16 protein-coding genes and 1 riboswitch are annotated in these 20,734 nt (G+C 73.5%); of the genes, 5 read left to right on the top strand and 11 right to left on the bottom strand.

Going from position 1 to position 20,734, the window contains the following annotated elements; translation table 11 throughout:
* Positions 1–34: 34 nt before the first annotated feature.
* Positions 35–1,867 (bottom strand): ABC transporter family substrate-binding protein, encoded by a 1,833-nt coding sequence (locus Q9250_RS05925; RefSeq protein ID WP_306233661.1) that lies wholly within the window; start codon positions 1,865–1,867, stop codon positions 35–37.
* Positions 1,868–2,084: 217 nt separating this feature from the next.
* Here Q9250_RS05925 and Q9250_RS05920 point away from each other — a divergent pair, with 217 nt between their 5' ends.
* Positions 2,085–2,864 (top strand): CPBP family intramembrane glutamic endopeptidase, encoded by a 780-nt coding sequence (locus Q9250_RS05920; protein ID WP_306233660.1) that lies wholly within the window; start codon positions 2,085–2,087, stop codon positions 2,862–2,864.
* 6 nt (positions 2,865–2,870) lie between these two features.
* Here Q9250_RS05920 and Q9250_RS05915 read toward each other — a convergent pair whose 3' ends face one another.
* The 10 genes from Q9250_RS05915 to Q9250_RS05870 all read right to left on the bottom strand — a co-directional run bounded on the left by Q9250_RS05915 (position 2,871) and on the right by Q9250_RS05870 (position 15,270).
* Positions 2,871–4,715 carry an ABC transporter substrate-binding protein gene (locus Q9250_RS05915; RefSeq protein ID WP_306233659.1) on the bottom strand — a complete coding sequence of 615 codons (1,845 nt, stop codon included), beginning with the start codon at positions 4,713–4,715 and terminating at the stop codon, positions 2,871–2,873.
* Complete coding sequence (gene gcvP / locus Q9250_RS05910) at positions 4,715–7,561, bottom strand: aminomethyl-transferring glycine dehydrogenase (protein ID WP_306233658.1); 2,847 nt, start codon at positions 7,559–7,561, stop codon at positions 4,715–4,717. Before gcvP ends, Q9250_RS05915 begins: the two co-directional genes overlap by 1 nt.
* Entirely contained in the window at positions 7,561–7,920 is a 360-nt protein-coding gene (gene gcvH / locus Q9250_RS05905) for a glycine cleavage system protein GcvH (protein WP_422665081.1), read from the bottom strand. Before gcvH ends, gcvP begins: the two co-directional genes overlap by 1 nt.
* Before the next feature lie 2 nt (positions 7,921–7,922).
* The gene (gene gcvT, locus Q9250_RS05900; RefSeq protein WP_306233656.1) at positions 7,923–9,035 is read right to left on the bottom strand and encodes a glycine cleavage system aminomethyltransferase GcvT; all 1,113 of its coding nucleotides are present in this window, start codon (positions 9,033–9,035) and stop codon (positions 7,923–7,925) included.
* A gap of 62 nt (positions 9,036–9,097) precedes the next feature.
* Positions 9,098–9,184, bottom strand: a riboswitch (glycine riboswitch).
* Positions 9,185–9,215: 31 nt separating this feature from the next.
* The gene (mnhG, locus tag Q9250_RS05895; RefSeq protein WP_306233655.1) at positions 9,216–9,587 is read right to left on the bottom strand and encodes a monovalent cation/H(+) antiporter subunit G; all 372 of its coding nucleotides are present in this window, start codon (positions 9,585–9,587) and stop codon (positions 9,216–9,218) included.
* Positions 9,584–9,922: an MrpF/PhaF family protein gene (locus Q9250_RS05890; RefSeq protein WP_306233654.1), complete on the bottom strand. Its 339-nt coding sequence runs from the start codon at positions 9,920–9,922 to the stop codon at positions 9,584–9,586. The genes mnhG and Q9250_RS05890 overlap by 4 nt, the downstream gene beginning before the upstream one ends.
* Positions 9,922–10,452: a Na+/H+ antiporter subunit E gene (locus Q9250_RS05885; RefSeq protein ID WP_306233928.1), complete on the bottom strand. Its 531-nt coding sequence runs from the start codon at positions 10,450–10,452 to the stop codon at positions 9,922–9,924. The genes Q9250_RS05890 and Q9250_RS05885 overlap by 1 nt, the downstream gene beginning before the upstream one ends.
* Positions 10,452–11,960 (bottom strand): Na+/H+ antiporter subunit D, encoded by a 1,509-nt coding sequence (locus tag Q9250_RS05880; RefSeq protein WP_306233653.1) that lies wholly within the window; start codon positions 11,958–11,960, stop codon positions 10,452–10,454. Before Q9250_RS05880 ends, Q9250_RS05885 begins: the two co-directional genes overlap by 1 nt.
* Entirely contained in the window at positions 11,960–12,403 is a 444-nt protein-coding gene (locus tag Q9250_RS05875; RefSeq protein WP_306233652.1) for a Na(+)/H(+) antiporter subunit C, read from the bottom strand. The genes Q9250_RS05880 and Q9250_RS05875 overlap by 1 nt, the downstream gene beginning before the upstream one ends.
* A complete protein-coding gene (locus tag Q9250_RS05870) occupies positions 12,400–15,270 on the bottom strand; it encodes a Na+/H+ antiporter subunit A (RefSeq protein ID WP_306233651.1) in 2,871 nt (956 codons plus the stop codon). Before Q9250_RS05870 ends, Q9250_RS05875 begins: the two co-directional genes overlap by 4 nt.
* Before the next feature lie 75 nt (positions 15,271–15,345).
* On the opposite strand from Q9250_RS05870, the gene Q9250_RS05865 reads away from it, so the two are divergent.
* The 4 genes from Q9250_RS05865 to Q9250_RS05850 form a co-directional block, all read left to right on the top strand.
* Positions 15,346–16,500 (top strand): exonuclease SbcCD subunit D, encoded by a 1,155-nt coding sequence (locus tag Q9250_RS05865; protein WP_306233650.1) that lies wholly within the window; start codon positions 15,346–15,348, stop codon positions 16,498–16,500.
* Positions 16,497–17,549, top strand: a complete 1,053-nt coding sequence (locus Q9250_RS05860; protein WP_306233649.1) for an AAA family ATPase — start codon at positions 16,497–16,499, stop codon at positions 17,547–17,549. The genes Q9250_RS05865 and Q9250_RS05860 overlap by 4 nt, the downstream gene beginning before the upstream one ends.
* On the top strand, positions 17,444–18,904 hold the full coding sequence (locus Q9250_RS05855; protein ID WP_306233648.1) for a transglutaminase-like domain-containing protein: 1,461 nt from the start codon (positions 17,444–17,446) through the stop codon (positions 18,902–18,904). The genes Q9250_RS05860 and Q9250_RS05855 overlap by 106 nt, the downstream gene beginning before the upstream one ends.
* Positions 18,905–19,028: 124 nt before the next feature.
* Positions 19,029–20,734 (top strand): FtsK/SpoIIIE domain-containing protein (locus Q9250_RS05850; RefSeq protein ID WP_306233647.1); only part of this gene is annotated, 1,706 nt, incomplete at its 3' end.

Raw genomic sequence — 20,734 nt, 5'->3', positions numbered from 1 at the left:
TAGCAGTGGATGCGCCCCTAGGCGATCTGGCCTATCAGCTGCCCGAGACGTTGGTCTCGGTCGGCGTCCAGTCCCACACGTTCCAGAAGATCGTCGGCGCGAGCGGCGACGAGTCGACACCCGAGATGCGGTCCGAGAAGGCCGTCACCTCCGGGAACTGGAAGATGGTGATGCCGAACGCGTCCTCGACGAGGATGCGGTCGATGTCCTTCAGGAGCTCGAGCTGACGCTCGGCGTCGACCGTGACGTTCAGCTCCTTGACGACCTCGTCCATCTCCGGGTTGGAGTAGTAGGAGAGGTTGTTGATGCCGCCGGTCTCGAAGTTCGGACCGACCGAGGCGACGCCGAGCGACGTCGACTGCCAGCCGAACAGCGAGGCGTCGTAGACACCCGGAGCGCCGAGGAGGCCGCCCCACTCGGGCGACGAGCAGTCGGTCACCGACCAGCCGGCCTGTGCGGCCGACTCGCGGATGAGCTCGTACTCGGAGACGCGACGCGGGTTGGTCGAGGCGAACAGGAGGCAGGCCTCGGTGCCCTCGGCAAGACCGGCCTGCTCGCGCAGCGCCGTGGCCTGCTCGATGTCGACCTCGGAGTACGTGTCGAGGATGCCGGAGTTCTCCACCGACTCGTCGTAGCCCTCAGCGCCCGGGACGAAGACGGCCGAGTTGCGGACCGTGGCCTCCGGGTTCAGCGGGACGATGAGGCGGTCGATGATCTCCTGGCGCGGGATCGTCATCAGGAACGACTGGCGAGCCTCGAGCGTCGAGAAGACGCCGGGGTTCTTCGACTGGTCGAACTGCAGGTCGACGTGCTCGTACGTCGCACCCTCGCCGAAGTTGACCGTGATGCCCTCGGTCGCCTCGAGGGCGGCGCGGACGTCAGGCGTGGCCTGCGGCTGGATGACGTCGACGTCACCGTTCTGGAGCGCGGTCACCGCAGCCATGGCGTCGGTGATGAAGCGCACGGTGATCGTCTCGACCTGCGGCTGGTGGTCGCCCACGTAGTTCTCGTTGGCCTGCAGCGTGATGAACTGGTCGGCGACGAAGTCGCTGATCATGTACGGGCCGTTGGCCGTGAGCACCGACGTGTCGGACGGCATCTCGGTGAAGTTGAAGCCCGTGTTCCACTCGGCGGCGAGCTGACCGATGACCTCGAGGTCCTCGTTCTGGATCGCGTCGAGGACGGCCTGCTTGGCCTCCATCGGGTCTTCGATGCCGAGCGCGCGCTGCGCGATCACGTGGGCGGGCAGACCGCCGTTGAACGCCAGCTCCCAGTCGACGTAGAAGTCGGAGTACGTCATGAGCACGCCGCGGCCGTCCTCGTTGACCTCAGGCGTGTCGCGCACGAGGCCGAGGCCCGAGTCGGGCGTGGCGCCCGAGTCGAAGTAGACGGTGCCCTCGGGGAACTCGGTCGTGAACGCGCCGGTCTCCGGGTCCTGGAACTCGGTGGCGTCGAAGTCGGCCGTGTTGAACGCACCGGAGATGGCAGCCCAGCCCAGCATCAGGTCGGCGGCGTCGACGGGAACCTCATCGCTCCACTGCGCCGCCTCGTTCATCGTGTACTGCACCTGGAGCGGCTCCTCGGAGACCAGCTCGTACGTGCCGAACGACTCGTCGCGCTGCAGCTCGGGGGTGTTGTCGTAGTACCAGAACCCGCCGTACGTCATGTAGTTGATGTTGTTGTTCGCAGTCGCGTTGCCGAACGACGTGTTGCCGTTGGCCGAGTAGAACGGCTGGTTCCACGCGACAGTGATGGACGTGCCCTCGACGATCTCCGCTCCTGGCGCCTGAGTAGGCGTGCAAGCGGAGAGGACGAGCGCGCCCGTCGCGAGCAGCACGCCGCCCGCAGCGAATCGCTTGATCCTCAATGTTCCTCCTGTGCAAGGTGAGCGCGCGGCCAGACAGCCGCAGTGCTCTGGATGAGTGCCACTGTAGGGCCGGCGCGAGCGGCCCGAGCCCTAGGACACCGGATCGTTACCAACTCGGTGCACAACCGTGATCAGGCGCGCGCGGATCGATCCAAGCGCAACAGTCGTGCGGCAGCGCCCGACCGGACGCGCGGAATCGCGGCCGTACCCTGGAGGCGTGACCCAGCCCATCCGCCCCCCGGTGCCCACGCAGCGACGGCTCTGGTGGGAGCTGGCGATCGTGCTGCTGCTCTCGCTCGGCGCGAGCGCGCTGTGGTCGGTGCTGCAGTTCGTCGACGTGTCGACGCGGCCCGAGCCGATCGGCGAGCAGTCGGTCGCGCTCAACCCGACGCGCTCCGACCGGGCGTGGCTCGACCTGGCCTACCAGCTCACCGGCATCACCCTCGACCTGGTGCCGGTGGCGCTGGTGTGCTGGCTGCTGTGGCGCTCGCGCCGCCCGCACCTCGGGGCGCTCGGCATCGATGCGGCGAGACCCGTGAAGGACGGCCTGTCGGGCGTGGCGCTCGTGCTCGTCATCGGCATCCCGGGCCTCGCGCTCTACCTGCTCGGCCGCTCGCTGGGGCTCACGGTCAACGTCGTGCCCTCCCCGCTCGACGCGGACTGGTTCACGGTGCCGGTGCTGCTGCTCTCGGCGCTGCGGGCGGGCCTGACCGAGGAGGTCATCGTCGTCGGCTACCTCTTCGCGCGGCTGCGCCGTCTCGGCTGGGGCGAGTGGCCCATCATCGTCGCCACTGCGGCGCTGCGCGGCGCGTACCACCTCTACCAGGGGGTGCCCGCCATGATCGGCAACTTCGCGATGGGCCTGCTCTTCGGCTGGCTCTACGCCCGCACCGGCAGGCTCGTGCCGCTCATCGTCGCGCACACGCTCATCGACGTCGCGGTCTTCGCAGGCTACCCCTGGGCGTACGCGACGTTCCCGGCGCTGTTCGGCGGCTGAGCCGGGCTAGGGCGTCGGCGCGGCCTCGACGCCCCACTCCCAGGCGTTCCAGGTGAGGGATGCGCTGCCCGGCCTGGGTGCCACTCCCTGCACTCCGGGCGCGCTCACGGTGAGCGCCGACGGCTCGACGATCGGCAGCACGAGGGCGTCGGCCACGAGGGAGGCCTCGATCTCGAGCAGCGTCTCCTCGAGGGCGTCGGGGTCGCCGGTGCTGAGCGCCTCGTCGAGGAGCACCTCGCGCTCGGGGCCCGTGCGGGCGGCGACGCCGCCGTCGCGCCAGCGCTCGACCACGGCCGCGGTGTCGGCGGGCGCGGGCACCCGCTGCAGCACGACGTTCCAGTCGGGCTGGGCGAGGCCGGCGGCGAGGTCGTCGACGCCGCAGTCCTGCACGGCCCAGCCGGCGAGCGCCGCCTGCGCGGCCAGCGCGGGCAGCGCGGCGGAGGCGAACGCATCCGCCCGGTCGTAGCGCACGCACAGGGGCGTGCCCGCGGGGATGCCCATCGAGGCGCGCTCGGCGTTCGCGAGCTCGTCGTCGGCGCCGCCGAACGCCTGCGGGAAGCCGGCGTCCTCGAGCGCGTAGTCGTAGATGCGCGTGCCCGGGCGGAACAGCACCGAGTCGGCCGAGGTGGTCTCGGCGCCCCGCTCCCCCAGCGCCGCCTCGGCGAGGCCGCGGCGGTCGATGGCGTGGAAGAGCGAGCGGCGCGCCTCGACCGACTGCAGCGGCGCGCGATCGGCGCGCACCACGAGCTCCCAGCGGGTGCCGTCGCCGTCGTCGAGCAGCGTGCTGCCGCCGCGGTCGAGGTCGCGGATCGCGTCGGCGTCGGCGTCGGTCGGGCGCACGGTCGCCACGTCGATCTCGCCCGCCACGACGCCGGCGAGCGCCGCGGCCTGGTCGGCGACGTCCCGCAGCGCGATGCGCTCGACGCCCGCGCCCTGCGCGCCGACGTAGTCGGCGTTGGCGACGAGCTCGAGGCGGCCGTCGCGGATCGACTCGACGCGGTACGGGCCGCTCGAGAGCAGCGCGGCGGGATCGGGTGACGCGGCGTCGATGCGCAGCGCCGTGCTCCACGCCTCGGCGAGCGGAGCGAGCGCGGTGGGGTCTGCGCGGTCGATCGCGTCGAGCACCCGCTGCTTCGCCTCCATCGGGTCGTCGACGCCGAACGCGGCGCGGCCCACGACGTGCGCGGGCACCGCCACCTCGAGCGCCGTGCGCCAGTCGGGCACGGGCTGCGCGAACGGCACCTCGATCGAGCGCGCCCAGTCGTCGCGCACGGGCCGGTCCTCCGCGTGGACCATGCCCCCCGCATCCGCCACGTCGAACCAGACCTCGGTCTCGGCGAGGTCGAGCCGGCCGTCGGCGCCGCGCAGGGCGGCGACGTCGAGGTCCGGCGTCGAGAGGGCGTTCGAGCTCGCGGCCCACGCGAGCATCAGGTCGGCGCCGTCGAGCGGCACCCCGTCGCTCCAGCGCACGTGGTCGGCGAGGTCGTAGCGCACGGTGAAGTCGGAGCCCGTCGCCCGGGACCCCGTCGGTCCGGTGCCCTCGACGATCGACGCGACCCCGAACGACGGGTCCTCGCGGTGCTCGCTGTCGGCGTCGATCACCGCGAAGGCGCCGCGCGTCATGGCGGCGACGTCGCGGTTGCCCTCGGTCGCGCCCGTCGTGCTCGCGGCGTTGCCGTCGGTCAGCTCGCCGCTCCACGCGACCTCGACGCTCGTGCCGGCCTGCAGGCGAGGCGTGAACTCCGGGCCGCCGCAAGCCGAGAGCAGCATCGCCGCGATCGCCGCGATCGCCGTCGTGGTGACGGCTCTCGCGGCGATCGGTGCGCTCGAGCGGCGAGCTGCCAGGGGCATCAGGCGAAGGCCTCCACCGGCGGGCAGCTGCACACGATGTTGCGGTCGCCGTAGGCCTGGTCGACGCGCGCGACCGGCGGCCAGTACTTGGCCCGCTCGACGCCGGGCACGGGGAAGACCGCGTGCTCGCGGGAGTAGGGGCGGTCCCACTCGCCGTGCACGATCGAGCCGGGCGTGTGCGGGGCCCGGCGCAGCGCGCTCTGCTCGAGCGGCACCTCGCCGCGGCCGACCGCGTCGGCCTCGGCCTTGATGGCGATCATCGCGTCGACGAAGCGGTCGATCTCCACCAGATCCTCCGACTCCGTCGGCTCGACCATCAGCGTGCCGGCGACGGGGAACGACATGGTCGGCGCGTGGAAGCCGTAGTCGACCAGGCGCTTCGCGACGTCGTCGTTCGAGACGCCCGTCGTCTCCTTCAGCGGCCGCAGGTCGAGGATGCACTCGTGCGCCACGAGGCCGTGCTCGCCGGTGTAGAGCACCGGGAAGTGGTCGCGCAGGCGGAAGGCGATGTAGTTCGCCGCCAGCACCGCGCTCGCCGTCGCCTTCGTCAGGCCGTCCTGCCCCATCATGCGCACGTAGGCCCACGAGATCGGCAGGATCGACGCCGAGCCCCACGGGGCGGCCGAGATCGGGTTCGCGCCGATGCGCACGCCGTCGATCACCTGCGACTGGTCGCGCGGGTCGCGCGGCAGGAAGGCCGCGAGGTGCGCCTTCGCCGCGACCGGGCCGACGCCCGGGCCGCCGCCGCCGTGCGGGATGCAGAAGGTCTTGTGCAGGTTGAGGTGCGAGACGTCGCCGCCCATGTCGCCGAAGGTGGCGTGGCCGAGCAGGGCGTTGAGGTTGGCGCCGTCGATGTAGACCTGGCCGCCCGCCTCGTGCACCAGGTCGGTGACGCGTCGGATCTCGGACTCGTAGACGCCGTGCGTCGACGGATAGGTGACCATGAGCGCCGCCAGCTGGCCCGCGTGGGTGCCGATCTTGGCCTCGAGGTCGGCCACGTCGACGTCGCCGTTCTCGCTCGTCGCCACGACCACGACGCGCATGCCCGCCAGCACGGCGCTCGCCGCGTTGGTGCCGTGCGCCGAGGCCGGGATGAGCACCACGTCGCGGTGCTGGTCGCCGCGCGAGTCGTGGTAGCCGCGGATCGCCATGAGTCCCGCGAGCTCGCCCTGCGCGCCGGCGTTCGGCTGCAGCGAGACGGTGTCGTAGCCGGTGATGCCCGCCAGCCACTCGCCCAGCTGGTCGATGAGCGCGAGCGAGCCCTCGGCATCCTCGATCGGGCCGTAGGGGTGCAGCTGCGTGAACTCGGGCCAGGTGATGGCCTCCATCTCGGCCGCCGCGTTCAGCTTCATCGTGCACGAGCCGAGCGGGATCATGCCCCGGTCGAGCGCGTAGTCGCGGTCGGCGAGCCGCTTCGCGTAGCGCATCAGCTGCGTCTCGGAGCGGTGCGCCGAGAAGACCTCGTGCGTCATGAACGGGCTCTCGCGCACGAGCGCCGCGGGGATGGCGCGCTCCGCCTCCTCCGGGGCGCTGCCGAGCCCGAGCGCCGGCAGCAGCACGTCGAGCAGCACGCCGGTGCCCAGCTCTGCCCAGGTCTCGTCGAACGCGACGTGCAGCACGTCGTCGTCGACCGCGTGCACCAGGATGCCTGCGTCACCCGCGCGGGACTGCAGCTCGCGCGCCCGGCCGGGCACCCGCATCCGCACCGTGTCGAAGAACGACTCGTGGACGAGCTCGATGCCCGCGTCGGCAGCGGCCCGCGCGAAGCGCGTCGCCACGCGGTGGACGCTCTCGGCGATCGCCGTGATGCCGTCGGGCCCGTGGTACACGCCGTACATCGACGCCATGACGGCCAGCAGCACCTGCGCGGTGCAGATGTTGCTGGTCGCCTTCTCGCGGCGGATGTGCTGCTCGCGGGTCTGCAGCGTCAGCCGGTAGGCGGGGTAGCCCTCGGCATCCTGCGAGACGCCCACGAGGCGGCCGGGCATCTGGCGCGTGAGCGACTCGGCGACGGCCATGAAGCCGGCGTGCGGGCCGCCGAAGCCCATCGGCACGCCGAAGCGCTGCGACGAGCCGACGGCGATGCGCGCGCCCTGGTGGCCGGGCGCCTCGATGATCGCGAGCGACAGCAGGTCGGCCGCGGCGACGGGCACGCCGCCCATCGCGGTCGAGGCGGCGAAGATCGCGGTGGCGTCCCAGACGAGGCCGGATGCGCCCGGCAGCTGGGCGATGACACCGAACGACGCAGGGAGGTCGGCCGCGTCGGTCTCGGCCAGCGGCAGCTCGACGAGCTCGATGCCGGTGGCGTGCGCGCGGTGGCGCAGCAGCGCCTTCGACTGCGGCAGCAGGTCGGTGTCGACGACGAAGACCGACGACGCCGACTTCGAGGCGCGCCGGGCGAGCAGCATCGACTCGACGACCGCGGTGCCCTCGTCGAGCATCGATGCGTTCGCGATGTCGAGGCCCGTCAGGTCGGCGACCATCGTCTGGAAGTTGATGAGCGCCTCGAGCCGGCCCTGGCTGATCTCGGGCTGGTAGGGCGTGTACGCCGTGTACCAGGAGGGGTTCTCGAGGATCACGCGCTTGATCACCGGCGGCGTCACGGTGCCGTGGTAGCCGAGGCCGATCGCGCTGTGGCGCACGCGGTTGCGCGCGGCGAGCCCGCGCAGCTCGGCGAGCGCCTGCGTCTCGGTCGCGGCCTCGCCGATCGGCGCTCCGGCGGTGCGGATGCCGGCCGGCACGGCCGCGTCCATGAGCGACTCGAGCGAGTCGAAGCCGACGAGCGAGAGCATGCGCTCCTGCGCCGCCGCATCGGTGCCGATGTGGCGGTCGACGAACGGGCGCATCAGGCGGTGAGCTCTCGGTAGGCGGCCTCGTCGAGCAGCTCGGGCTGCTCGGAGAAGCGCACCTTGATGAGCCAGCCGGCGCCCTCGGCCGCGGAGTTCACGAGCGTCGGGTCGCCCGCGACCTCGTCGTTGACCTCGACGACCTCGCCGGCCGCGGGGGCGATGAGCTCGCCGACCGACTTCGTCGACTCGATCTCGCCGAGCGCCTCGCCGGCGGCGAACGAGCGGCCGATGCCGGGCAGGTCGACGAACACGACGTCGCCGAGGGCGTTCTGCGCGAAGTCGGTGATGCCGATCGTGGCGAGGTCGCCCTCGACGCGGACCCACTCGTGGTCGGCGGTGTACTGGGTGTCGCTCATGGTCATGCCTCTCGCTTGTAGAACGGCAGGTCGGTGGCCGTCGCGGGCAGCTGCGTGCCGCGGACGTCGACCTTCAGGGAGTCGGAGTCGGCGGAGCCGGGCTCGACGAGCGCCATCGCGATGGGATGGCCGAGCGTCGGCGACAGCGCGCCGCTGGTGATGGTGCCGACGACGCGGTCGCCGTCGAGCACGGGGTAGCCGGAGCGGGGCGCGCGGCGTCCCTCGGCGACGAGCCCGACGAGCACCGGGGCGCCCTCGGCGGGGCCGGCCTCGATGGCGGCGCGGCCCACGAAGTCGCCCTTGGTCTTCAGCGCGACGACGCGGCCGAGCCCCACCTGGGCGGGCAGCACGTCGAGCGAGAGCTCGTTGCCGTAGAGCGGCATGCCCGCCTCGAGGCGCAGGGTGTCGCGGGCGGCCAGGCCGCACAGCGCCAGGCCGTGCGACTCGCCGGCGATGGTGATCGCGCGCCACAGGTCTTCTGCGGCGTGCGCGGCGATGTAGAGCTCGAAGCCGTCCTCGCCGGTGTAGCCGGTGCGGGCGAGCAGCACGTCCTCGCCCTCGAAGACCGCGGGGAGGCTGCGGTAGTAGCGCAGGCCGTCGAGCGGCTCCGACTCGAGGCCGATCGACTCGACGATGGCCGCGGCGAACGGGCCCTGCACGGCGACCAGCGCGGTCTGCTCGGTCTCGTCGACGATCGTCGCGTCGAACGCCGCGATGCGGGCGGTGAGCGCCTCGAGCGCCGCGTGGCGGTTCGAGGCGTTCGCGACGACGAGGAACTCGGCGTCGGCCACGCGGTAGACGATCAGGTCGTCGATGATGCCGCCGTGCTCGGCCAGCAGCAGCGAGTACTTCGCCTGCCACAGCTCGATGGTCGACAGGCGCCCGGCGAGCGCGTGGTCGAGGAACTCGCCGGCCTGCGCTCCGCTGACGCGCAGCTCGGCCATGTGGCTGAGGTCGAACAGGCCCGCGCGCTCGCGCACGGCCTGGTGCTCGGCGAGGTCGGAGCCGTAGCGCACGGGCATCTGCCACCCCGCGAAGTCGATCAGCTGCGCCCCGGCAGCCTCGTGCACCGCGAGCAGCGGCGAAGCCGGCTGCGATGAGCCCGATGCGGTCATGAGTCCTCCTGAGATCTGGACTCCCCCACAGTCGCGACCGGCAGCCGGTCGCTCCAGTGTGGCCTTCCCGTGTGGTTCGAGGACCTGAGAGATTGGCGGGGAGGCTTGCTCCTTCGGTGCCCCCGGAGGGGCTCTCCCACACGGGCGTGCAGCGGCCGGCTGTGCGTTTCTGACCCGATCCTATCGGGTCGCGTCGTCCTCATCGCGACCGTCCGCATCCGCCTCTCGGTCGGCGTCGTCGACCACCAGGTCGGCGCGGTACTGCTTGGTGCGGTGCGCGGCCTTGGCCATCATCTGGGTGGCGACCGGCGCCGTCACGAGCTGCAGCCCGGCGGCGACGGCGAGCATCGCGGTCGCGCTGCCCTCGCGCAGCACGAAGGCGAGCCCCAGGCACAGCAGCAGGAAGCCCAGCGACTGCGGCTTCGACGCCGCGTGCATGCGGTTGAGCACGTCGGGCAGCCGCACGAGGCCGATCGCGGCGGTGAGCGTGAAGGACGCACCGATCAGGATCAGGATCGCGCCGACCACGTCGAGCACGGCTTCGAGCGTCATGCGCCATCCCCCTCGGCCGGGCCGTCGCCCTCGAGCCCGCGCTGGCGGTCGCGCGCGGTCGGGCCGCGCCCGACCACGCCCTCGCGGCCGGCGACGAAGCGCGCCATCGAGACGGTGCCCGCGAAGGCCAGCAGCGAGATCACCAGGATCACCGGGATCGTGTAGTGGTGGTCGTTGATGGCCGCCTCCACCGCGAGCCCGCCGGCGACCGTCGTGATGAGCACGTCGGTGGCGACCACGCGGTCGCTCGGGCCGGGTCCGCGCACGATGCGGACCAGGGTGAGCGCCGCAGCCGCCACGAGCATCGCGCCGGCGATGAACAGCACGACCTCCATCAGTCCACCTCCAGCAGCGCACGGTCCTCGGGGGTGCCGAAGGCGCGCAGCACGGTCGCCTCGGTCGCGCGGACCTTCGCCCGCGCGCTGTCGATCGCCGCGTCGGTCGAGGCGTCGAACACGTGCACGAGCAGCCAGCCGGCGCCGGCGTCGATCGCCACCGAGCCGGGCACGAGCGTCACCAGCTCTGCGGTGATGACGGTGATGAACGTCGAGTCGCTGCGCAGCTCGACGCGGATGATCGCGTTGCGCGTCGGCCGCCAGAACGCGACCACCTGCGCGGCGACCTGGAACGACGAGATGAGCAGGCCCCACAGCGTCACCAGCACCAGCCGCAGGAAGCCGATCGGCCGGAACGACTCGAGCTCGGGCACCTCGGGCAGCGGGAACGCGATCTGGATGAGCAGCGCGACGATCACGCCCCAGAGCGCGGCGCCGAGCGAGAGCTCGCCCCAGAGCATCATCCAGATGAGGGCGAGGCCGATCGTGGCGACCACCGAGGCGCGGGCGCGGAGGGCGGGGCGCTGCATCACGGCATGGCCTCCTCGACGGCGATCTGGTATGCGCCGCCCATGATGTCGACGGATGCGCGCTGGGCGTAGTCGGTCAACGGGCCGGCGAGGGCCGTGAGGGCCACGGTGATGGCGACGAGCGTCGACGCCGCGACGACCCAGATGCGGGGCAGCACGCGCAGCGAGTGCACGCGTTCGTCGTCCTCGCCGCGGTCCTGCCAGAAGGCGCGCTGCCAGACGCGGATGACGGCGATCAGGGTCAGGAGGCTGGTCGCGACGCCTGCGACCACCGAGAGCACCGCGAGCGGCGTGCCCGTCTCGAGCGCCGCATCCATCAGTGCCACCTTGCCGAGGAAGCCCGACAGCGGCGGGATGCCGCCCAGGTTGAGCGCCGGCAGCAGGTAGAGCACCGCCAGCAGCGGCACCGAGGCGAGACCGCCGAGCCGCGCGAGGCTCGTCGAGCCGCCGACGCGCTCGATGAGGCCCACGACGATGAACAGCGCCGTCTGCACGAGGATGTGGTGGACGATGTAGAAGATCGCGCCCGCCAGGCCCTGCTCGGTGCCGAGCGCGATGCCGAGCAGCATGTAGCCGATGTGGCTGACGAGCGTGAACGACAGCAGACGCTTGATCTCGCCCTGCGCCAGCGCGCCGAGGATGCCGAGCACCATCGTGAGGATCGCGACCACCAGCAGCAGGTCGGTGAGCGGGCTCTCGGGGAACAGAAGCGTCTGCAGCCGGATGATCGCGAAGACGCCGACCTTCGTGAGCAGCCCGGCGAAGACCGCGGTGACGCTCGCCGGCGCCGTCGGGTAGGAGTCGGGCAGCCAGGCCTGCAGCGGGAACACCGCCGCCTTGATGCCGAACACCACGAGCAGCAGCAGCTGGATCGTCAGCTGCATGCCGGGATCGAGCTCGGCGAGCCGCTCGGGCAGCTGCGCGAAGCTCACCGTGCCGGTGGCGCCGTAGACGATCGACAGCGCCAGCAGGAAGAGCGTCGACGAGACGACGCTGACGATCACGTAGGTGCTGCCGGCGCGCACGCGCTCCTTGGTGGCACCCAGCATGATGAGCACGTACGACGAGAACAGCAGCATCTCGAAGCCGACGAAGAGGTTGAAGAGGTCGCCGGCCAGGAACGCGTTCGCGACGCCGGCCGTCAGCACCAGGAACGTCGGATGGAACACCGAGACCGGCGCCCCGTCGGCGCTGTCGGCGATGTCGCGGCGCGAGGGGAAGATGACGACCAAGGCCGTGACGATGCTGGAGACGAGCACCAGCAGCGCCGAGAGGCGGTCGGCGACGAGCACGATGCCCAGCCCGTCTGGCCACGCACCGACCCAGAGCACGATCGGGCCCTGCGCATCGGCGGCGAGGCAGAGGATGAGCGCGAAGGCTGCGACGAGCCCGAGCGTGGAGCCCGAGACGATCCGCTGCCACTTGGGGTGGCGGGCGAGCACGAGCGTGATGCCGGCGCCGAGCAGCGGCAGCAGCACGGGCACGGGCACGAGGTTGGAGAAGTCCATCAGCGCTGCTCCTCCGACCGGCCGCCGGACTCGGTGTCGGGCTGGACCTCCGGAGTGAGCTCGACGTAGGCCTCGCTCGAGAGGTCGGCCTCGGCGCGACGGCGCACGATGGCGTCCTCGACGTCGTCGGCGACCTCGTCATGGCCTTCGAGCTGGAAGGACCGGTAGGACATCGCGAGCAGGAACGCGCCGGTCGCGAGCGAGATGACGATGGCCGTGATCACCATCGCCTGCGGCAGCGGGTCGCTGATCTCGCTCTCGGGGTTGCCGACGATGGGCGCGAGGCCCGCCGGGCCGCTCGCGACCATGAACAGCAGGTTCACGCCGTTGCCGGCGAGCATGACCCCCGCCAGGATGCGCATGAGGCTGCGCTCGAGCAGCAGGTAGACGCCGGTCGCGATCAGCACGCCGCCGGCGATGGCCAGGATGAGCGTGGGGGTCATCGCCGCACCTCCTTGCCCGGCAGCGAGCGGTCGGAGCGCCACTGCGGGCGGGGGGCGACGTTCTGCTCGCCGTGGAGGTCGATGCCGGCTCCCAGGGATCGGACGAAGTCGAGCATGGCGCCGATGACGATGAGCCAGACGCCGATGTCGAAGAAGAGCGTGGTGACGAGCTTCTGGTCGCCCAGCAGCGGCACCGTCCACTCGATGGAGTACGACTCGCCGATGCGGCCGCCGATGAGCACGGGCCAGATGACGCTGAGCACGACCACCGCCATGCCGCCGCCGAGCAGCTTGCCGGCGTCGAACGGCATCGCGTCGAGCAGCTCGTCGCGGCCGCCGGCGAGGTAGCGCACCGCGAGCGCCACGCCCGCGACCAGGCCGCCGGCGAAGCCGCCGCCGGGCTCGTTGTGGCCCACCGCGAGCAGGTAGACCGACACCAGCATCATGATCGGGAAGAGCAGCCGGGTCATCATCTCGAGCACCGGCGATGCCATCGCCTCGTCGGTGAACGCCCCGCGCAGCCACGTGCGGCGGGTCGGCTGGCCGTCGCGCGGCGCGAGCACGCCGCTGCCGGCGACCGGGCGGCGCACGAAGATGAGGCTCGCGACGCCGGTGGCTGCGGCGAGCAGCACCGACACCTCGCCGAGCGTGTCCCAGGCGCGGATGTCGACGAGCGTGACGTTGACGATGTTCTCGCCGTGCCCGAACTGGAACGCCCATTCGTAGAAGCCGTTCGAGATGGGCTCGGCGGTGCGGGCCTGGAGCGCCGCGAGCGAGGCGACCGCCGCGAACGTGCCGACCGCGGTGCCCAGCAGCATGCGCAGCCAGCGGGCGGCTCGCAGCGGCCGGTCGGTGAAGTACTTCGGCAGGCGCCGCAGCACGAGCACGAGGATCACCAGGAAGACGGTCTCGGCGAGCACCTGCGTGAGCGCCAGGTCGGGGGCGCCGTGCAGCAGGAACAGCAGCGCCACCCCGTAACCGACGACCGACACGAGCATGAAGGCCTTCAGCCGGCCGCGGGTGGTGGTGACCAGCACCGCCGCGACCGAGATCAGCACGGCCGCGCCCAGCTGACCCCACGAGTCGAACAGGCGCACGTCGGCCGACAGCGCGCTCGAGAGCAGCAGTGCCGTGCCGGGCCCCGACACGACCGCGAGCAGGATGGTGGTCACGTGGAGCGGCAGCGAACCGGTCTGGATGCGCGAGGTCACCTCGACAGCGAGGCGGTCGAGACCGCGCATGCTCGCGTGGTAGCCGCGCTCGAACGGATCCTCGCCGTGGGGCGCGCGCCGCCGCCCGCCCATGGCCAGGTGGATCGCGGTGCCCGCGAGCCACGCGAGGATCGAGGCGATGAGCGGGAGGGTGATGCCGTGCCAGAGCGCCAGGTCCGGCGCCTCCTCCCCCGCCTCCATGATCGCCACGTGCGGCTGGAGCAGCGCGGAGATGCTGTCGCCCGCGAAGCCCAGCACGATCGACGCGACGCCGAGCAGCACCGGCGCCGCCACGAGCATCCGCGAGCGCCGCTTGAGCTGCACCGTCAGCGGCCCGAAGAAGATGCCGACCACGAAGCGCAGCGAGTAGGCGACGGTGAGCGCGGCGCCGATCGCGATGCCGGCGAAGGCGACCCAGCTGAGCGCGCCGAGCGGCCCGGCCGCGTCGTCCACCGCGGCGGCGAGCGCCGCCTCCTTGGCGAGGAAGCCGAGCGTCGGTGGGATGCCGGCCATCGACGCGGCCGCGACGATGGCCGAGAAGGCGGCCAGCGGCATCCGCCTCACCAGTCCGCCGAGCTCGCGCAGATCGCGGGTGCCGGTGGAGCGGTCGACGGCGCCGACCACCATGAACAGCGCCGCCTTGAAGGTCGCGTGCGCCGCGAGCAGCGCGAGGCCCGCCTGCATCGACGCCTGCGTGCCCATGCCGATGACGGTGATCAGCAGGCCGAGCTGGCTGACGGTGCCGTGCGCGAGCAGCACCTTGATGTCGAGCTGGCGCAGCGCCCGCACCGCGCCGAGCAGCATCGTCGCGATGCCGAGGCCGACGAGCGCCCAGCGCCACCAGGGCAGCTCGGCGAACGCCGGGCTGAGCGCGGCGATGAGGAAGACGCCGGCCTTGACCATGGCGGCGGCGTGCAGGAAGGCCGACACCGGCGTGGGCGCCGCCATCGCGCCCGGCAGCCAGAACTGGAACGGCACGATCGCCGACTTCGACAGCGCGCCCACGACCATGCAGGCGGCGGCCCAGCCGGCCATGACGCCCTCGGGCGGGTCGGCGAGCGTCGCGGCGAGCGAGAAGGTGCCGGTCTGCGACTCGAGCAGCATGATGCCGACGAGCATGGTCAGGCCGCCGACCGTGGTGACGATGAGCGCCGTCTGGGCCGCCCGGCGGTTGCTCGCCGAGCGGTGGTTCAGGCCGACGAGCAGGTAGCTGAAGACGGTCGTGAGCTCCCAGCCGACCATCAGCACGATGAGGTCGTCGGCGAGCACGAGCAGCAGCATCGACGCGGCGAAGCCGGTGAGCAGGCCGACGGTGCGCGAGGCCAGCCTGCGCGACTCGAAGTACCACGCGCAGTAGACGAAGATCAGCCCGCCGATGCCGAGCACGACCATCGCCAGCAGCCACTGGAGCGCGCCCAGCCGCAGGTCGAACGCGATGCCGAGCGCGGGCATCCACTCGACGCGCTCCTGCAGCACCGTGCCGGCCTGCACGAGCGGCCCCTGCGCCCCGAACCAGACGGCCGCACCGAGGCTCGCCGCCGCCGGCAGCAGGAAGACGAACCGCCCCATGCGGCTGCTGAGCGCGCTGGCGACGACGCCGAGGACGGCGAGGGTCGTCACAGTGAGCAGCACGCGGTGCAGTCCCTCTCGAGGCATGGTCAGGGGCTGCTTCCACCCTACCGGCGCGGCACGCCTCCGCCGTGCGTGGGTGGCCGCCCGTAGCGTGGAGCCATGCGGCTGCTCCACACCTCCGACTGGCATGTCGGGCGCACGTTCCACGGCGCCGACACGCTCGACGCGCTGGCGGATGCGCTGGGCGCGATCGCGCGGATCGTGCGCGAGCACGCGGTCGATGCCGTGCTCGTCGCGGGCGACGTCTACGACGCCGCGATGCCCTCCGGTCGGCACGTCGAGGCGCTGACGCGGGCGCTGCAGGAGATCCGCTCCGCGGGCGCCGAGATCGTGCTGTCGAGCGGCAACCACGACTCGGCGGCGCGGTTGGGGGCGAACGCCGGCTTCGCCCGCGCCGGCGGCCTGCACCTGAGCACCAGGGCGCTCGAGCCCGACTCGTGGCGCATCGAGCTGGCCGACGAGCACGGCCCGGTGCACGTGTTCGCCGTGCCCTACCTCGAGCCGGTGTCGCTGCGCTCGTCGCTGCCCGAGGCGGGCATCGCGAGCCAGGCCGACGCGATGGGCTGGGCGATGGATGCGGTGCGCGCGTCGCTCGCGCACGCTCCGGCGCGCTCGGTGGTGCTCGCGCACTGCTTCGCGGCGGGCGTCGCCGAGCCCGCCGACGACGCCCCGCGCGACATCACCGCCGGCGGGCTCGACGTCGTGCCGCTGTCGCGCTTCGACGGGGTCGACTACGTCGCGCTCGGCCACCTGCACTCCCGGCAGGAGCTCTCGCGCTCGGTGCGCTACTCGGGCGCCCCGCTGCACTACTCGTTCAAGGAGCGCTCGCCGCTGCGCGGCGGCTGGCTCGTCGACCTCGACGCGGCGGGGCTGGCCGATGTCGCGTGGGTCGACCTGCCCGTGCCGAGGCCGCTCGTCACGATCGAGGGCGAGCTCGACGCGCTGCTCGACGACGCATCGCTCGCCGGCACCGAGGGCGCATGGCTGCGGGCGAGGCTGACCGACCGGCTGCGGCCGCTCGACGCGATGCGGCGGCTGCAGCGCCGGTGGCCGCACGCGGCTGAGGTGCAATGGCTGGGCGGCGACGACGCGCCGGCGATCGAGCTGCGGGCCCGGCTCGCCCGGCGCAGCGATGCCGAGGTGGTCGACGACTTCCTGCGCCACGTGCGCGCCGGCGTCGGCGCGAGCGAGGCCGAGGCTGCGCTCGTGCGCGACGGGCTGGCGCGCGCCGCGGCGGCCGAGGCGGCGCAGTGAGGCTGCTGCGGCTCGAGCTCGCCGGGTTCGGGCCCTACCGGGAGCGCTTCGAGATCGACTTCGCCTCGTTCGAGGCCGACGGGCTCTACCTGATCGCAGGGCCCACGGGCGCCGGCAAGTCGACGATCCTCGACGCCATCACCTACGCGCTGTACGGCAGCGCGCCCCGCTACGACGGGGCGCCGCACGTGCGCAGCGACCTGGCGGGGCCGACCGACCTGACCTGGGTCGAGCTCGAGCTGGCCGTCGGCGACCGCGTGCTGCGGGTGCGGCGCTCGCCGGAGTACGACCGACCGAAGCAGCGCGGCACCGGCCTCACGCGCGAGCGTGCCTCGGCGACGCTCGAGGAGCGCAGCGGCGACGGCTGGCGGCTGCTCTCGAGCAGCGTCGCCGAGGTCGGCACCGAGGTGGGCAGCCTGCTGGGGCTGCGCAAGGACGAGTTCCTGAAGGTGATCCTGCTCGCCCAGGGCGGCTTCGCGGAGTTCCTCGCCGCCACGAGCGAGGAGCGCAAGGCGCTGCTCGAGCGGCTGTTCGGCACCGGCAGCATGCGGCGGCTGCGCGAGCTGCTGCTGGCCGACGCGAAGGCGGTCGCCGCCGAGCGGGAGTCGCTGGAGCGCGTGCGCGACGAGCGGGGCGCCCGCGCCGCCGATGCCGCGCGGTCGCTGCGCGACGGCGAGCACGAGGGCGGCGAGGCGTCGGCCGAGGGCACGATCGAGCTCGCGGAGGACGGCGAGGTCGACGGCGAGGTCGACGAGGCGGCGCTGGCCGCGATCGAGTCGGCGATCGAGCGGCACGTCGCGCGCGCGGTCGCCGCGGCCTCGGCTGCGGCCGCGCAGGAGCGCGCGGCCCGCGAGGCGCGCGACGCGCCGGCGTCGCGGTCGCCGCGGTCGCCGCGATCGCCGCCGGTGCTGCGGGAGCGGCGGCGCCGCTCCCGGACCGCGTCGTGCTGCGCGACGGCACGCCCGCCTCGCTGGCGCTCAGCGGCGCCTCGCCGATGGCCGCGTACCGCAGCTACTGGGCGCCCGAGAGCCGCACCGCCCGCCAGCTGACGGCCACCGGCCTCGAGCCGGGGGACCGCATCCGCATCGCCGCCCTCGACCGCTACGACGGCGAGGTGCTGAGCATCGACCGGGCCGCCTTCGAGCGGGTCGCGAGCGCCGAGGCTGGGCAGGGGCGGCTGATCGGCATCACCGTGGGCGAGCTGCGCTCGCCGTGGCTGCCGAGCGTGGGCGTGCCGTCGGCGGTGCGGTTCGTGGGCGACCGCTCTGCCGAGCTCGCGGCCGACCTGCACCGCGACAGCGAGCTCGGCATCATGCTGGTGCTCGCCGGCCTCGGCGCCGGCGACGGCTACCAGCTGCGGGTCGAGCCCGGTGTGCCGGTCGTGCCGGCCGAGGCGGTCGAGGCGCTCGCGCCGGCCGACCCGGTGCAGGACACGCGCGAGCTGCCCGACGCGATGCTCGCCGCCCTCGCCGCCTGGACGGGCGACGCCGCCACCCCCGGCGAGCGGCTCTCGGCGCTGCTCGCCGGGCTGCGCGCCGACGGCTACGTCAGCCACGGGGTGCTCGACGAGGAGGCGGCGTCGCGGCCCGGGCACTCGCTCGAGCGGCTCGAGGAGCTCTTCAGCGAGCCGATGATCGGCGACGCCGAGCAGTACGCCACCGCCGCGATGCTGCTCGCCCGTCAGCTCGGCTTCGACTCGCGCGTCGCCGTGGGCTTCACGCCCGACACGATCGCGACGGGGCAGCCGACCGCGGTCGTGGGCGCCGATGCGGATGCGTGGCTGGAGGTGCGCACGACGGCCGGCTGGGTGGGCATCGACGTGGTGCCCGAGGAGCGACCGGTGCCCGAGCAGGAGCAGGGCGCGCCGACGGTGGTCGAGGAGCCGCCCGCCCTGCAGGCGCCCGCCCCTGCGCCCGGTGGGCAGGAGCAGGGCTTCGAGCCCGCGGCGCCCAGCGCACCGCAGGAGGCGGACGACGACGGCTCGCGGCTGCTGCAGCTGCTCGGCGCGCTCTCGGCGGTCGTGGGGCTGCTCGGGCTGGTCGCCGCGCTGCCGGTCGCGCTGGTGGTCGCGAAGGTCGTGCGCCGGCGGCGGCGCCGACAGGCCGAGGCGCCGCGCGATCAGGCGGAGGGCGCGTGGGCGGAGGTCGTCGACGGCCTGCGCGACCGCGGCACGACGCTGCTCGAGGGCGGCACCCGCGTCGAGCAGGCGGGCGATCAGGCGCCGATGCGCGACCTGGCCCACCGCGTCGATCGCGCGGTGTTCGCGCCCGCGGAGCCGACCGAGATCGACATCGCGACCGCATGGGCGCTCAGCGACCGCGTGCTCGCCGAGCGCGACGAGGGCGAGGGACGCCTGCGGGCGCTGCTCGCGAGGCTCAACCCGGCCTCGTTCGCGCGGCGGTAGCCGAGCCCGGCGCCGGAGCTGGCGCGCGGAGCCGGGCTCGCCGCGCGCGGAGCCGGGCTCGCCGCTCTCCACAGCCGTCGCGCCAGCGCCGGCGCGACCGGGCTGGGTCGCGCATCCTGCCCGCATGGAGACTCGCACGCAGATCCGCATCGACCTGCCCCGACCGCCTGCCGAGCCCGAGCCCGCGTCGTTCCCGCTGCTCGCGAGCCTCGCCCCGGTGCTGGGCGCCGGTGCGATGTTCCTGCTGCTGCAGACCCCGACCGTGCTGGTGTTCGCGCTGCTGGGGCCGGTGATCGCGCTTGCGAGCCTCGGCGACGGCCGCCGCGTGCGGCGTCGGCGGCAGCGTCGCGAGGCCGAGCGCTGGAGGGTGGAGATCGCCGAGGTGGCGACGCGCGTCGATCGCGCGCTCGACGAGCGCCGCGCGCAGCTGCGGCAGGCGCACCCTGGCCCCCGCGGGGTCGCCGCCAGCCCGCCCCACGACCCGCATCGCTGGCGCCGTGAGGCGGGCGCCCCCGTGCCGGTGATGCTGGGCACGGGCTCGCTGCCCTCCGGCATCTCGGTCGACGGCGCGGTGCCCGCGACCGACCCGGCGGTGCGGCGGCTGGGCGCCGCCGACGAGGCCGAGCGGCTGCGCTCCTTCGCCGCCGTGCTCGAGGGGCCGGTGGTCGTCGACGCCCGCGACGGCCTCGGCTTCGTCGGGCCGCTGCCGATCGCGCTCGCGCTCGCCCGGGCCGCGGTGGTGCAGGCGATGGATGCGGTGGCGCCCGATGGCGCCGAGGTGATCGCGCCCGACGGGCCGGCCTGGGACTGGCTGCGGGAGCTGCCGCATCCGCTGCACCGCGAGCCGGGCAGCGCGGTGCGCATCGTCGGCGACGGCGTCGAGGCGACGATCGCGGTCGCCGTCGAGCCCGCCGCGCTGCCGCGCGAGTGCCGCGTGGTCGTGCGCGCCGCGCTCGATCGGGCGAGCGTCGCGGGGCGCTCGTGCGCGCCGGCCGCCCTCAGCGAGCCGGAGGCGCTCGCGGCGATCGAGACGCTCGCCCGCGCCGCGCAGCACGCGGGGATCACCCGTGCCGGCGCGCTGCCGTCGCACGTCGACCTCGCCGCGCTGCCCGCCGGGCGGGGTGGGCTCGCGGCGGTCTTCCTGGCCGGCGAGGAGCCGATCGAGCTCGACCTCGTGCGCGACGGGCCGCACGCGGTGGTCGGCGGCACGACCGGCTCGGGCAAGAGCGAGCTGCTCATCGGGTGGGTCGCGGCGATGGCCGCCGGGCGCTCCACCGACGAGGTGACGTTCCTGCTCGTCGACTTCAAGGGCGGCGCCTCCTTCGCGGCGCTCACCGGGCTCGCGCACGTCGTGGGCGTCATGACCGACCTCGACGAGGCCGGCGCGCGCCGCGCGATCGAGAGCCTGCGCGCCGAGCTGCGCCGCCGCGAGCGCGCACTGGCCGAGCAGGGCGCGCGGTCGATCGAGGAGGCCGATGGCCTCGCCAGGCTGGTCATCGTGGTCGACGAGTTCGCCGCGATGCTGCAGGAGCTGCCCGACCTGCACCGGCTGTTCGTCGACCTCGCCGCACGTGGCAGGTCGCTCGGCGTGCACCTGGTGCTCTGCACCCAGCGGCCCGCCGAGGCGGTGCGCGATGCGCTGCTGGCCAACTGCGGCATCCGCATCTCGCTGCGCGTCACCGACGAGCCCGACGCGGTCGCGGTCACCGGCAGCCCCGAGGCCGCGTCGATCCCGCTCGACGCCCGCGGCCGGTGCGTCGTGCGCGTGAGCGGCGGCACCACCCGCTCCGCGCAGGCAGCCCTCGCCTCGCCCGAGCACCTCGCCGCCCT

The organism is Agrococcus beijingensis, assembly GCF_030758955.1.
GTDB lineage: Bacteria > Actinomycetota > Actinomycetes > Actinomycetales > Microbacteriaceae > Agrococcus > Agrococcus beijingensis.
This window is presented reverse-complemented; position numbering and strand designations above follow the sequence as displayed.